This is a genomic window from Pseudomonas trivialis, assembly GCF_001439805.1.
GTDB lineage: Bacteria > Pseudomonadota > Gammaproteobacteria > Pseudomonadales > Pseudomonadaceae > Aquipseudomonas > Aquipseudomonas trivialis.
Genome location: NZ_JYLK01000010.1, coordinates 98,105 through 111,392, shown reverse-complemented (window position 1 = coordinate 111,392; position 13,288 = coordinate 98,105). Strand labels below are relative to the sequence as shown.

General features: G+C 63.4%; 9 protein-coding genes. 3 read left to right on the top strand and 6 right to left on the bottom strand.

Translation table 11 applies throughout. From position 1 onward, the window contains the following. Positions 1-77: 77 nt before the first annotated feature. The 4 genes from TU79_RS15880 to TU79_RS15865 form a co-directional block, all read right to left on the bottom strand. A complete protein-coding gene (locus TU79_RS15880; RefSeq protein WP_057008855.1) occupies positions 78-458 on the bottom strand; it encodes a DUF2946 family protein in 381 nt (126 codons plus the stop codon). A gap of 316 nt (positions 459-774) precedes the next feature. Then, positions 775-1,329 (bottom strand): cytochrome b, encoded by a 555-nt coding sequence (locus TU79_RS15875; RefSeq protein ID WP_057008854.1) that lies wholly within the window; start codon positions 1,327-1,329, stop codon positions 775-777. 30 nt (positions 1,330-1,359) lie between these two features. Then, entirely contained in the window at positions 1,360-2,814 is a 1,455-nt protein-coding gene (locus TU79_RS15870) for an aldehyde dehydrogenase family protein (RefSeq protein ID WP_057008853.1), read from the bottom strand. 400 nt (positions 2,815-3,214) lie between these two features. Beyond that, positions 3,215-4,591, bottom strand: a complete 1,377-nt coding sequence (locus TU79_RS15865) for an aspartate aminotransferase family protein (RefSeq protein ID WP_057008852.1) — start codon at positions 4,589-4,591, stop codon at positions 3,215-3,217. Between the two features lie 209 nt (positions 4,592-4,800). Between TU79_RS15865 and TU79_RS15860 the strand changes: the two genes are divergently transcribed. Beyond that, positions 4,801-5,769: a helix-turn-helix domain-containing protein gene (locus tag TU79_RS15860; protein WP_057008923.1), complete on the top strand. Its 969-nt coding sequence runs from the start codon at positions 4,801-4,803 to the stop codon at positions 5,767-5,769. A 544-nt stretch (positions 5,770-6,313) separates the two neighbouring features. On the opposite strand, the gene TU79_RS15855 is transcribed toward TU79_RS15860, so the two are convergent. Together TU79_RS15855 and TU79_RS15850 are read right to left on the bottom strand one after the other, a co-directional pair. After that, positions 6,314-8,452, bottom strand: a complete 2,139-nt coding sequence (locus tag TU79_RS15855; RefSeq protein ID WP_057008851.1) for a methyl-accepting chemotaxis protein — start codon at positions 8,450-8,452, stop codon at positions 6,314-6,316. Between the two features lie 92 nt (positions 8,453-8,544). Next, the gene (locus tag TU79_RS15850) at positions 8,545-10,020 is read right to left on the bottom strand and encodes an MFS transporter (RefSeq protein ID WP_057008850.1); all 1,476 of its coding nucleotides are present in this window, start codon (positions 10,018-10,020) and stop codon (positions 8,545-8,547) included. Between the two features lie 305 nt (positions 10,021-10,325). Between TU79_RS15850 and TU79_RS15845 the strand changes: the two genes are divergently transcribed. Continuing rightward, the gene (locus tag TU79_RS15845) at positions 10,326-11,774 is read left to right on the top strand and encodes an APC family permease (RefSeq protein WP_057008849.1); all 1,449 of its coding nucleotides are present in this window, start codon (positions 10,326-10,328) and stop codon (positions 11,772-11,774) included. An 82-nt stretch (positions 11,775-11,856) separates the two neighbouring features. Continuing rightward, positions 11,857-13,278, top strand: a complete 1,422-nt coding sequence (locus TU79_RS15840) for an aldehyde dehydrogenase family protein (RefSeq protein ID WP_057008848.1) — start codon at positions 11,857-11,859, stop codon at positions 13,276-13,278. The last annotated feature ends 10 nt before the right edge of the window (positions 13,279-13,288 follow it).

Sequence of the window (13,288 nt, the reverse complement as noted above, 5' to 3'; positions counted from 1 at the left end):
ACGCTTCCTGAAACCTGAAAAACGTCAAGGACGTTCAGCCACGCAACGGCGCGGCTGGAACATGGAGTTCGGGGCAATCAGGCAACAGGGGAGGCGCGCGGACTCAGGCTCGGCCAGCGAATCCTCGGATGCAGCGCCGGCAACAGCGGATCATCAAGGATGATATCCGCTGCATGACGCGGCAGAAAATGGCGGTAATGGTTGGACGGCAACGCCGCCAGACCGGCATGCCCGCAGCAACAGTCACCGTGCTTCATCTCACCGGATGAAGGCGCCGACTTGAATGGCATGACCAGCTTGTCAAAGCCTGGCGGCAGGGCGTTCGACGAACAGAACCCACCCCACAGCATCAACCCGCTATCCGGTGCCTGCATGGCACGGCTGAGCGGCATGGCCAGCATATTCAGCAGCAAGGCCAGGCAGGCAATCCAGGGACTGATGCGTGAAAACATGGGCATCAAGGCAGTCGACACAAAGGGGCCGCTATTTAGCCGCAGTTAACCGCCCAAGTGAAAGCACAAGGCATGCGCCATTTCGCCGCAGCCCGAAGCTCCGCTCTGCTTTTGATCTGGCTCTTTATCTTGATCTCAAGCGCCCCGTCAACCACGCTGGCCGAACCTAAGCGAGGTGCCGAGTGGTGGGGCAAGAGCCCTTTGGTTACTTTGGGGCTTTTCCAAAGTGACCCGCCGTAAGGGCGGAACCAATCTCCGCCGTCCCCCAGCAACGGATATGTACACAATCAAACCGCGTCCCCCCAGCCAAAAAACCAATCCCTCAGAGCATCCGACGCAACACATCATTGCGCGGGTCCTTATCAAAAAACCGATGCTTAAGCGCCCCCAGTACATGCACCACAATCAACCCGAGCAACGTATAAGCGCACACCTTGTGCAACCCCTGAAACACCACAAACCACTCATCATTCTTCGCCAGCAACTCCGGCAGATTCACCCCGAAAAAAAACACCCCATCACTCATCGTGTAAGTGCTCGACATCGAATAACCCATCAACGGCACCACCACGATCAGCACATACATCGCGCGCTGCACCAACCGTGACAAAAACCGCTCATGGGCCGCCAGCGTCGCAGGCGGTGACGGCAGCACCGGCGTTCGCCAGCGCAACACGATCTGCACCAGCACCAGCATGAACGCCAGCACCCCGAAGGATTTGTGCCAGGGGTAATACAGCTCATATTTGCTTGCCACTTCATCGGCCAGCCCGGTCATATGCCAGCCCGCCCACAGCAGCCCGGCGATCAGCACCGCGCGCACCCAGTGCAGAAGGCGCAACGAGGTTGGATAGCGGTCAATCGTTTCGGTGTTCATCGACATCTCTCCATGGATAAAGGGCTGCGCTCAATGGGGCAGCAACACCGTGATGACCTTTTCCTCGGTATAGGCCAGCGCGCCGCCAAACCCGCCTTCACGGCCGATGCCGCTGGTCTTGACGCCGCCCCAGGGCAGGTTGGCATCCAACGGGCTCCAGCAGTTGATGCCCACCGCGCCAGCCTTGACTGCGGCGGCCACGCGATGGGCGCGCACCAGGTCGGCGGTCCACACGGTGGCTGCCAGGCCGTAGGCGGAGTCGTTGGCCAGGGCGACGGCATCCGCTTCGTCGTCGAACGGGATGATTGTGCCCACCGGGCCGAAGATTTCGTCGCGGGCAATCGCCATGTCATTGCGCGCGTCGGCAAAAATGGTCGGGCGCACGAACCAGCCCTGTTCCGGGCTCGACACGCCGCCAGCGAGGAGGGTGGCGCCTTCGTCGATGCCCAGCTGGATATAGCGATTGACCCGCTCCCATTGCGCTTTCTTCGCGACCGGCCCCATCTGTACACCGGGCTGGCGCGGGTCGCCCACCTTGACCGCACGCGCCGCCTCGGCAAGCGCCGCGGCGAAACGATCGGCGATGCCGCGCTGCACCAGAATGCGCGACCCGGCCGCACAAATCTGGCCCTGATTGGCGAACAGGCCAAGGCTGCAGCCGCGCAGCGCGTCCTCGAAGGAGGCGTCGTCAAACACGATCTGCGGGCTTTTGCCGCCCAGTTCCAGGGCGACATGCTTGAACAGCACCCCGGCGGTGCGCTGGATTTCACGCCCGGCTTCGGGGCTGCCGGTGAAGCTGATCTTGGCGATGTGCGGGTGCTCACACAGCGCCCGACCCACCTCATTGCCGTAGCCGGTGACCACGTTGATCACACCGTCCGGAAAACCCGCTTCCTGCGCCAGCACCGCCAGGTGCAGGGCCGACTGCGGAGTCTCTTCCGAAGGCTTGATCACCACCGTGCAACCTGCGGCCAGCAACGCCGCGAGCTTCCACACGGTGATCATCAGCGGCGAATTCCACGGCACAATGGCCCCAACCACACCCACCGGCTCACGCACGGTGTACGACAGGGTTCTGGTGCCGAAATACCCGCCACTGGGAATGGTCCGCCCCTCCAACTGATTGGCCCAACCTGCCGCCGCGCGCAGATTGGCAAGCACATTGGGCAAGTCCATCCGCCGTGGCTCCAGCGGCGAACGCCCGATAGCATCGGCGTCCATATCCGCCAGCAACTCACTGTCGCGTTCCACCAGATCCGCCAGCTTCAACAACACCCGAGCGCGCTGCGCGCCATCAAACCGACTCCACTCGCCACGCTCAAGCTGCTCAAACGCCGCGTTCACCGCCCGATCCACATCCTCGACCGTACCCCGCGCGAAACTGCCATAAACCTGCTCCGTCACCGGATTGACCAGCTCAACCCGCCCACCCTCCGAAGCCTCAGAGGCCAAGCCATTAATAAAGTGATTCAAACGCTGACCCATACCAGCCTCCATAAATAATTCGTTTTCGATCTGCTTTTGATCTGCTTTTGATCTGCTTTTGACTTTGATCTCAAGCGCCCCGTCAACCACGCTGGCCGCACGCAGGCTTGAATCCGTGGGTAACCCGGCAGGACGCCGGGTTAGCCGCACTGGGCCATGGATGGCCCATTGCGGCGGCCCACGGATTCAAGCCTGTGTGCGGGCACACCGAGCCGGAGCGAGGTGCCGAGTGGTGGGGCAAGAGCCCTTTTGGTTACTTTTGGGGCTCTTTTCCAAAAGTGACCCGCCGTAAGGGCGGAACCAATCCAAGCCGTCACCCCAGAAACGGATATATACACAGTCAGACCGCTATCGCAGGCAAGCCAGCTCCCACATCTCAAACCGCGTCACGTCCAAAACCTCACTCCTCAAGCGACCCCAGCGCCTCCCGAAACACATCCAGGGCCCTGAAAAACAACCCCCGCGTAATCGTCAACGAAGGCATCACCCGCATCACATTCCCGTACCGCCCACAAGGAATCATCAACACCCCATGGCTCATCAGAAACCTCATCAGCGCCCCAATCTTTTGCGGTTCCAGCGGCGCCCTGGTCAGCGGATCCTCCACCAACTCAATCCCAATCATCAGCCCACGCCCACGCACCTCACCCACAAACCGGCTGCCAAACCCACGGATGTACTCCTGCGCCTCCAGCCCCAGCGTATGCGCGCGCGCCAGCAGATCCAGCTCCGGGTCCTGCAGAATGGCGATATTGGTCAGCGCCACCGCCGCCGACAGCGAGTTCGCCGCGAAGGTATTGGGCATCGACCCATCCGGAATCTGCGCCGCCAGATCCGAACGCATGATCAACCCCGCCATCGGCAGGTCGCTGCCGATGCCCTTGCCAAAGGTGAGCATGTCGGGCTTGACCGCCGAGTGCTCCACTGCCCACATCTTGCCGGTGCGCCCCGCGCCGGACTGCACTTCGTCGACGATCAACAGCGTGCCGCTGCGGTCGCACGCCTGGCGCAGAATCTGCAAGAACTCCGGCGACGGCGGCACGTAGCCGCCTTCGCCCTGCACCGGCTCGACGATCACCGCCGCCACGTCATCGGCGGCGGTGTAGGGCGTGTTCAGGAGGTAATCAACGTACTCGCCGGCGATCTGTTCGGCGCTCTTGTGCGTGGTGTCGAACGGGAAGCGATAGGCGTAGGGGTAGGGCGCATGAATCACACCGCCCATCTGCGCGCCGAAGCCCTTGCGGTAGGCGGTGCCGGTGGTGAGCGCGCCCGAGGCGTTCCACACGCCGTGGTAACCGCCGTGGAAGGCGATGATCTGGTGGCGACCGGTGATGCGCTTGGCGAACTTGATCGCCGCTTCCAGTGCATCGCTGCCGCTCTGGGTGAAGAAAGTGATGCAGTCGCCACGCAACCCGTCCGGCGCAATCTCGGAGAGCTTGGCCGCCAGTTCGGTGCGGCGGGTGCTGTTGATTTCCAGGGCGTGCATCAGCACTTCGGATTGATCGCGGATCGCCTGCACCACTTTGGGGTGACAGCGGCCGACACTGCTCACGCCGACGCCGGCGGAGAGGTCGATATAGGTGTTGCCGTCCGGGTCCTTGAAGGTGGCGCCAAAAGCACGGTCCATGGCGATCGGCATGCGTCCGCCGCCGCGCGCCATTGACTCGGTGCGCGCCGACAACGCCAGGGCCTCGCAGGTTTTGGGGCCGGGCAGGGCGCCGGAAATGATGCGCGGTGCATCGGAGAAGTGGAGGGCTTCAAGCTGGGCTTCACTCATGATGGGTCTCTGGCAGGTCTATTCAGGTATACCGATCATCGGCGTGACCTGCCCGGGGCGGGTATCCCGAATCGGCACATCGGCGCGCTGCGCAGCGGTTTTTTGTGAGCTCGAAATAATGTTGAAATATTGCAATATTTGGACTTTGTGAGACTATCTGGCACGAAGCTGGCTTTAAAATAAAAAAATTGCGGAGAATATCGCGCATGATGAGAAATCAAAGCATCAGCCATTTTCACGATGTGCACCTGCACGCGGCCAACATTCAGCAGTGGCACCAGGACTACAGCCAGCTCACCGCCGGCTCGGCCGAGAGTTCGCTGATGCAGTTGACCACCGCCGGGTGCCACGTTTTCCTCGAGCAGATCAACCAGCGCGTGGTGCAGCACGGCGTGGCGCCACGCAACAAGATGTGCTTTGCGGTGCCGATCAATGTGCCGGGATCGGTGCGCATGCAGGGGCGGGAGGTCGACGACAGCAGCCTGTTCTTCCTGCACGGCGGCGAGGAGTTCATGTTCCATATGCCGATGGGCATGCAATTGCTGTCCATCACCTTCGAGCGCGAGTTGTTCGAGCAGGCGCTGGCACACACGGCGTCGGCCAGTGACCTCAATCTGTTACTGCGTCAGCCGGTGATCAGGGTTTCCCCCCAGCGCTTCGCCGACGCGCGGCGCCGATTGCTCGCGCTGTTCGCCCAGGCCATGGCCGGCGAGCTGAGCGATTCGCACGCGCGCCTGCTGGAGCAGGCCCTGCTTGACGAGCTGGTGCAACTGATGAGCGATCCGTCCTGCGACAAGCAACAGCGCTCGCCCAGCTCCACGCGCAGTTTTATCGTCGAGAAATGCCATCGCCTGGCGACCACCGGGCAGTTCGACGTGCCCAGCGTCAACGACCTGTGCGAACGCCTGCAGGTGAGCCGGCGCACCGTGCAGAACAGCTTTCGCGCGGTGGCCGAGACCACGCCGTTGAATTATTTGCGGTCCATCAGGCTCAACGGTGTGCGCCGCACCCTGATGTCCACGCCCGCCGCGCAGTTCTCCATTGGCGATGCGGCAGCGCAATGGGGGTTCTACCACCTCAGCCATTTCGCCGCTGAATATCACGCGTTGTTCGCCGAGCTGCCGTCGCACACCTCACGTGCTGCGTCTCCTCAAACACAAAATAGCGTGTTGATTTAACACCCAACGTTTCAGACAGCCACACTCCTGTGGCGAGCGGGCCTTTGGCGAGCGGGCTTGAAGTGGCGAGCGGGCTTGCCCCGCGTTGGGCTGCGCAGCAGCCCCAAAATCAGGCTCTGCGCAGTGTCAGGTACTCCGCGTTTTCTTTGATTGGGGGCGCTTCGCACCCCAACGCGGGGCAAGCCCGCTCGCCACAGGCCCGCTCGCCACAACAAGCCCAACTGCCACAGCCTTCCTCATGGGGGCACCGGTCGCTATACGCGGAACTGGTCCATCAGTTTCATCTGTTGATTGGCCCGGGCGTTGAGTTGGCTGCTGATACCTCAGCCATTTTGCCGCGAAATACAAAATAGCGTGTTGATTTAAAACCCAACGTTTCAGACAGCCACACTCGGCTGCGCAGCAGCCCCAAGATCAGGCTCTGCGCAGTGTCAGGTACTCCGCGTTTTCTTTGATTGGGGGCGCTTCGCACCCCAACGCGGGGCAAGCCCGCTCGCCACAACAAGCCCAACTGCCACAGCCTTCCTCATGGGGGCAGCGGTCGCTATACGCGGAACTGGTCCATCAGTTTCATCTGTTGATTGGCCCGGGCGTTGAGTTGGCTGCTGATCTGCGCTGACTCGGCGGCCTGTTCCGTCAGGGTCTCGGTGACGCCGCGAATGGTTGCGACGTTGCGATTGACCTCCTCGGCCACCGCGCTCTGTTCCTCCGCCGCGCTGGCGATTTGCAGGTTCATGTCACTGATCACCGTCACTGCTTCGCTGATCCTGCCCAGAGCCTGCACGGCCTGATGGATCTGCCCGGCGTTGTCCTGGGCCAGCGTCTGGCTGGCATGCATGGTGGTCACCACGCCCCGCGTCCCGCTCTGGATGCGCTCGATCACCAGGCGGATTTCCTCCACCGAATCCTGGGTACGTTTGGCCAGGTTGCGCACTTCATCGGCCACCACCGCAAACCCACGACCGCTTTCCCCGGCGCGTGCCGCTTCAATGGCGGCGTTCAGGGCCAACAGGTTGGTCTGTTCGGCGATGCTGCGGATCACCTCCAGCACCGAGCCGATCTGCTCGCTGTTGACCGCCAGCGCTTCGACCTCGGTGACGGCCTTGCTGACCTCGCTGGCCAGGGCGGTGATGTCGCGGGTGCTGCGTTCGATCAGCGTGATGCCATCCCTGGACGCCTGGTCAGCCCCGCGTGCCGCCTGGGCCGCGTTCGACGCGCTGTGGGCGACTTCATGGGCGGTGGCGCTCATCTCATTGGACGCGGTCGCCAACTGGTCGATCTCGCGGAACTGCACCTGCATGCCTTCGCTGGTCTGCCGCGCGATGTCGGAAGACTGGTCGGCGGTGCCGCGCGCGTCGGTGATGCTTTGCTTGATCTGCGCGATGGTCGGTTGCAGTTTGTCGAGGAAGCGATTGAACCAGCTCACCAGTTCGCCCAATTCGTCTTTCCTGCGGTAATCCAGGCGCTGGGTCAGGTCGCCGTCGCCGCTGGCAATGGCCTTGAGCATCTGCGCGACGCTGTTGATCGGGCGCGTCACACCGGAGGCGGTGAGCCAGATCAGCAGCAGACCCAGCAGCCCGGCGCCGATGGCCACCAGCGACGCCATGAGGGTGTCGCGGGTCTGCGTCTGGTCGAGCAACGCCTGCAGCGCCACCGAGTCGGCCAGCAATACCTGTTTGGGCAGGTCGATGACCACGCCCCACGGCGCGGCGTCCGGGATCGGCGCGACCGGGTAGACCGCGCGGATCAAGTCATCCTGGGCCAGCACCTGCGGTTGTTTTTGCGCCAATGCCGCGAGCAGCGCCTTGCCCGCATCGCCCAGAGCGGCGGTGACGGGTTTGCCGATCTGGCCGGCGTCCTTGCTGTAGGCGGCAAGCACGCCGCTGTCGGAGACAATCAGCATGCTGCCCGCACCGTTGAACAGCGTGCGCTGGGCCTCGCCGGCGGCCGCTTGCAGCGCGCCGAGGGCGAGGTCCACGCCGAGGGTGCCGATGACCTTGCCGTCGACAATCAACGGCATCGACAGGGTGGTCATCAGTTGCACCTGGCCGGCCTGGGTGTCGGCGTAGGGCGCCATCAGGCAGGTGCGCCGCGTGTCGCGGGGGCAGGTGTACCAACTGTTATAGGGGGCGCCACTGATGCTCAGCTCGGTTTTCTGCAGGTCGGTTTCGGGAATCAGGATGTTCACCGCCGCACCGGCACCGCGGTTCCAGGCGCTGGCGAAGCGTCCGGTTTCGTTGGAGGCGCGCGCGGCGTCGTTGACGAACTCGCTGTCCTCGCCCCCCAGCGCATTCGGCTCGAACACCAGCCACAGCCCCAGCACCTGCGGGTTGTGCTCGAAGGTGGTGTTGAGGCTGCGGTTCAGTTCCTCACGCAAGGCTGCGGCCGGCAACCCGCGCTGCATCGCCAGGCTGCGCAAATGGGTCGTCTGGTCGGCGAGGCCGGTGATCAGCAGCAGGCTGTTGCCGAAGGCCCGCTGCAGGTTGCTCGCCTGCTCGGCGGCCTTGGCCTGCAGCAGGTTTTCACCGCTGTCGGTCAGCATCCTGCCGCTGGAGGTGCTGATCAAGCGGTTGTTCTGGTTGCTCTGGTAGAGGTTCATGCCGACGATCAGGCCGATCACGCCCAAAAGGCACAGGCCGGAGAGCAGGATGATTTTCATGCGGATGGAGAGGGCGTCGAGCATGGGTTGATCTCGCAAGTGAACAGCGTGCCGGTTCGTTATCAGTTGGCCTGGGCCACTGACTTCTTATTGGGTGTGTCATTACATTGGCCGATTCAGCGCCGGCTGAACCTGACCAGCAGCGCCGCCACCAGCAAAAGGGCTGCCAGCACCGCCAGCACGGCAATAAAACCTGTATCGAACGCCGCGCGTGCCAGCCCCGTCAGCAGCGCAGCGTCGTCGCTCGGCAACGTTGCCGCGACCAGCAGCGCATCGTCCAGGCTCTCGAACGTCACCGGGTTCTGGCCCAGCCTGGGTGGAACCGTCAGGCTCGTCGACCAGGCATACATCGCCGACAGCAGGCTGCCCGCCAGTGTCACCCCGGCGGCACCGCCCAGTTCAAACGAGACTTCCTCGATGGACGCAGCCATGCCGGCCTGGTCGGTGGGCACGCTGAGCATGATGGTGCTGGACGCCGCCGTCAGGGCCGCGCCCATGGCCATGCCCAGCAGGGCGAGACTGGCAATCTGCAGCGGCACCGCCGCGTTGCACAGCAACAGATACGCGAGCATCGCGACGGCCGACAGCAGCAGGGTCCAGAACAGCATGCGCCGGCTGCCCAGGCGCGACAGGTAATAGCCGGCCAGCGGCCCGGCAACGAAGGAACCCAGCGGCAACGGCAGGATGAACAGCGCCGACGCCAGCGGCGACATGCCCAGCACCAATTGCAGGCGCTGGCTGAACACCAGCTCCATGCCGATAAACGCCAGGGCCGAGGCGAGCGCCGCGATCACCGCATTTCTGAACAGTGGCTCGGCGAACAGCGACAGCTCAAGCATGGGCTGCGCGGCACGGCGCTGGCGCCGGATGAACAGCACCAGGAACAACGTGCCCAGCAGTATCGCCACCAGCATGGCGGCGAACGAGGGCGAGCGTTTGCCCAGTTCCTTGACGGCATAGGCGATGCTGATCAAGCCGATCATGACCTGCAGCGAACCCAGCCAGTCCCAGTGGCGCCGGGGATTGCCCGGATGCGCGGGAATCAGCGTCACCCCGAGCAGTAAGGCCACCAGCACAATCGGCACGTTGATCAGAAACACCGAGCCCCACCAGAAGTGCTCCAGCAGCAGGCCGCCGACCACCGGCCCCAGCGCCGCGCCGCCGGAGGCCACCGATGCCCAGATGCCAAACGCCATGGCCTGTTCGCGCTCGTCGTTGAACGTCAGGCGGATCAGCGCCAGGGTGGCGGGCATCATCATCGCCGCGCCGACCGCCAGAAAACCCCGGGCGCCGATCAATACGTTGGCCGATGGCGAGAAGGCCGCGATCAGCGAGAACACCCCGAACACGCTCAGCCCGCCGATAAACAGGCGTTTGTGCCCCAGGCGATCGCCCAGCGTGCCCATGCCCAGCAGCAGACCGGCGGCGATCAGTGCGTAGATATTGATGATCCACAGCTTCTGCGAGGCGCTGGCGCCGAGCTCGCGGGTCAGGGTGGGCAGCGCGGTGTATAACACTGTCATGTCGATGACGATCAGCAGCAACGCGCTGGAAATAATTGCCAGGATCAACCAGCGACGCTTAGACGACATGGGGCGGGCTCGATAATTGAATGGCCAACACGGGTAACTCCAGTTCAGGCAGGCAAAGGAGGGCTGACCCTAGCATGCACGGCCCAGGGTTCGCACCGTTATCCCGAATCGGCGGGGAGTGCCGCGCCATGACCTGTTTTGGGGCGCGGGCCGCGATGTTACCGATTTGGGATAGCGAGGTGTTCACGGCCGGGCATAGCATCGAAACCAGCGTGCAACCCAACAATAAAAGCGCTACCCGGCACCGATAGCACCTGGATCGGAGCCACCCCACAGCGACTGCCTCATACAATAAGGTCAACAACATGAGCGTATCTCTCCCGGTCAACAGCTCCACGGAGCTCAAGCGTGGCGCCCTGGGTGTCGGCTTTATCATTTTCTTCGTGATTTCAGCGGCAAGCCCGCTCAGTGTCATCGCCGGTGGCTTTCCCATCGGCATCATGCTGGGCAACGGCGCCGGCACACCGGCCTTGCTGATTCTGGCGCTGCTGGTGCTGCTGGCGTTTTCGGTGGGTTACACCACCATGTCGCGCCACGTCACCAACGCCGGCGGTTTCTATGCCTTCACCTCCCGTGGCCTGGGTGGCCTGGCCGGCGGATCGGCGGCGGTGCTGGCGATGTTTGCCTACAACATTCTGCAGATCGCGCTGTATGGCATGTTCGGCGGCGTGGTCAGCGGCACCATGGAGAGTGTCGCGGGGGTGGTGTTGCCCTGGTGGTCCTATTCGCTGATGGCGATGGCCAGCATTGCGTTTCTCGGCTATCGCAAGATCGACCTGTCGGCCAAGGTGCTGTCGCTGGTGGTGGTTGCCGAGTACCTGGCAATCCTCATCCTCGATTTCGCCATTCTGAAGACCGGCGGTGACAGCGGTGTCAATCTCGACTCGTTCACCCCTCAGCACTTCACCAGCGGTACGCCGTCCATCGGCCTGCTGTTCTGCTTTGCCGCCTTTATCGGTTTCGAGGCCACCACCATCTACGGCGAAGAAGCCAAAGACCCCAAGCGCACCATCCCGATTGCCACCTACTGTTCGGTGCTGCTGATCGGCGCGTTCTACACGCTGTCGGTGTGGTCGATGATAGTGGGCGTGGGCGCCGACAAGATCGTGCCGCTGCTGCAAGCCATGCAGGACCCGACCACCCTGATCTACGGCATGTCCGACCATTTTGTCGGCCCGCACCTGACCCAGGTCATCCGTGTGCTGTTCATCGTCAGCATCTATGCCGGGCTGCTGGCGTTCCATAATGCGGCGGCGCGCTACTTCTATGCCATCGGCCGTGACGGCCTGCTGCACAGCCTGTTGGGCACCACCCACCGCGTGCACCAGAGCCCGCACATGGGCTCGGCCTTGCAGAGCCTGATCGCCGCCGTGGTGGTGCTGATCTTTGCCGCAATGGACGCCGATCCGATCCTGCAACTGTTCGCCTGGTTCTCCAACCTGGCGACCCTGTGCGTGATCCTGCTGATGGCGATTACCTCGGTGGCCATCTGCGTGTATTTCCATCGGCATCCGGAGCTCAAGGTCAATGTGCTGCGCGGGCGCATTTTGCCGGTGTTTTCGTGCGTGGCCTTGCTCTGCGTGCTGGTGCTGGCGGTGGCGCATTTCGATGTGCTCACCGGTGCCAGCCAGCTCCTGTCCTACAGCCTGTGTGCGGTGATTCCCGCTGCGCTGCTGGGCGGCCTTTACCTCGCCGCGCGCCTGCGCAAGGTGGCGCCGCAGCGCTTCCTGGCCCTGGGCAGCCACAAGCTCTAAGGCCGCGCTCGCGCCATCTTCACTGTGAATTGATCGCCTGCCGGTGTCCGGCAGGCCTCATCTGCGTTAAAGGAAATTGCACATGCACGCTTACACGATGCTCATCAACGGTGTTCAGGTTGCCGGTGAAAACGGTCAGTTCGACGTGATCAATCCGGCCACCGGCAGCGCCTTCGCGCAATGCCCGGCCGGCTCGCTGGGCCAACTGGACGAGGCGGTGGCCGCCGCCCAGGCCGCGTTCAAGACCTGGCGCCACAGCGCCCATGAACGGCGTTGCGAGCATTTGAACGCGATTGCCAATGACATCGAACAGGACGCCGACGCACTCGCCCGGCTGATCGTGATGGAGCAGGGCAAACCGCTGGAACTGGCGTTTTCCGAGGTCATGGGCGCCGCCGCCTGGACGCGCTACGCCGCCGGTCAGGAAATCGCCGTGGAACTGGTGGAAGAGACCCCGACCCAGCGCGTCGAGCTGCACCGCAAGCCGCTGGGCGTGGTGGCGTCGATCACGCCGTGGAACTGGCCGTTCATGATTGCTGTGTGGCACATCATGCCGGCGCTGCGCGCGGGCAACTGCGTGATCAGCAAGCCGTCGAGCCTGACGCCGTTGAGCACCCTGCGCCTGGTGGAGATCATCGCGCGGCACGTGCCCCATGGCGTCATCAACTGCGTGACCGGCGAGCAGGGGTTCGGCAGCGCGATCACCGCGCACCCGGGCATCCAGAAGATCGTGTTCACCGGCTCCACCGCCACCGGCCAGAGCGTGATGCGCGGCGCTGCCGCCAACCTCAAGCGGCTGACGCTGGAACTGGGCGGCAACGACGCGGCAATCGTGTTGCCCGGCACGCCCGTGCACGAGGTGGCCGAAGAGGTCTTCCAGGCCGCTTTCCTCAACATGGGCCAGACCTGCGCCGCGCTCAAGCGCCTGTACGTGCATCAGTCCCAGTACCAAGAGTTCGCCGAGGCGCTGACGCAAATTGCCGAGCGCCAGGTGGTCGGTGACGGCCTGGAGCCGGGCGTTAATTTCGGCCCGGTGCAGAATCTTGATCAGTTGGAGCTGGTGCAGGCGCTGGTTGCTGATGCGCGCGCCCAGGGTGCACGGGTGTTGTGTGGCGGCGCACGGCTGGACCGGCCAGGGTTCTTTTACCCGCCGACGCTGGTCGCGGACGTCACCGACGGCCAGCGTCTGGTGGACGAAGAGCAGTTTGGCCCGGTATTGCCGCTGATCGCTTATGAGGATGTGGAAGACGTACTGCGCCGCGCCAATGCCGGCGACATGGGCCTTGGAGGCTCGGTCTGGGGGCCCGACAGCGAGCAGGCGCAGGCCCTGGCCAGCCGCCTGGAAAGCGGCGTGGCGTGGGTCAACTGCCATGCGCGTATCCAGCCGAACACGCCGTTCGGCGGCAGCAAGATGTCCGGCTTCGGCGTCGAGTTCGGCCTTGAGGGACTGCTGGAATTCACCGGCCAGCAATTGTTGTTCGTCAATAAACGCGCTGCTGAATAACCCCAAGGAG

What these genes read in the sequence shown, in the direction of transcription:
- TU79_RS15875 (WP_057008854.1), bottom strand. Translation starts at nt 1,329, where the DNA reads ATGAACACCGAAACGATTGACCGCTATCCAACCTCGTTGCGCCTTCTG.
- TU79_RS15865 (WP_057008852.1), bottom strand. Translation starts at nt 4,591, where the DNA reads ATGAGTGAAGCCCAGCTTGAAGCCCTCCACTTCTCCGATGCACCGCGC.
- TU79_RS15840 (WP_057008848.1), top strand. Translation starts at nt 11,857, where the DNA reads ATGCACGCTTACACGATGCTCATCAACGGTGTTCAGGTTGCCGGTGAA.
- TU79_RS15850 (WP_057008850.1), bottom strand. Translation starts at nt 10,020, where the DNA reads ATGTCGTCTAAGCGTCGCTGGTTGATCCTGGCAATTATTTCCAGCGCG.
- TU79_RS15880 (WP_057008855.1), bottom strand. Translation starts at nt 458, where the DNA reads ATGCCCATGTTTTCACGCATCAGTCCCTGGATTGCCTGCCTGGCCTTG.
- TU79_RS15855 (WP_057008851.1), bottom strand. Translation starts at nt 8,452, where the DNA reads ATGCTCGACGCCCTCTCCATCCGCATGAAAATCATCCTGCTCTCCGGC.
- TU79_RS15845 (WP_057008849.1), top strand. Translation starts at nt 10,326, where the DNA reads ATGAGCGTATCTCTCCCGGTCAACAGCTCCACGGAGCTCAAGCGTGGC.
- TU79_RS15860 (WP_057008923.1), top strand. Translation starts at nt 4,801, where the DNA reads ATGAGAAATCAAAGCATCAGCCATTTTCACGATGTGCACCTGCACGCG.
- TU79_RS15870 (WP_057008853.1), bottom strand. Translation starts at nt 2,814, where the DNA reads ATGGGTCAGCGTTTGAATCACTTTATTAATGGCTTGGCCTCTGAGGCT.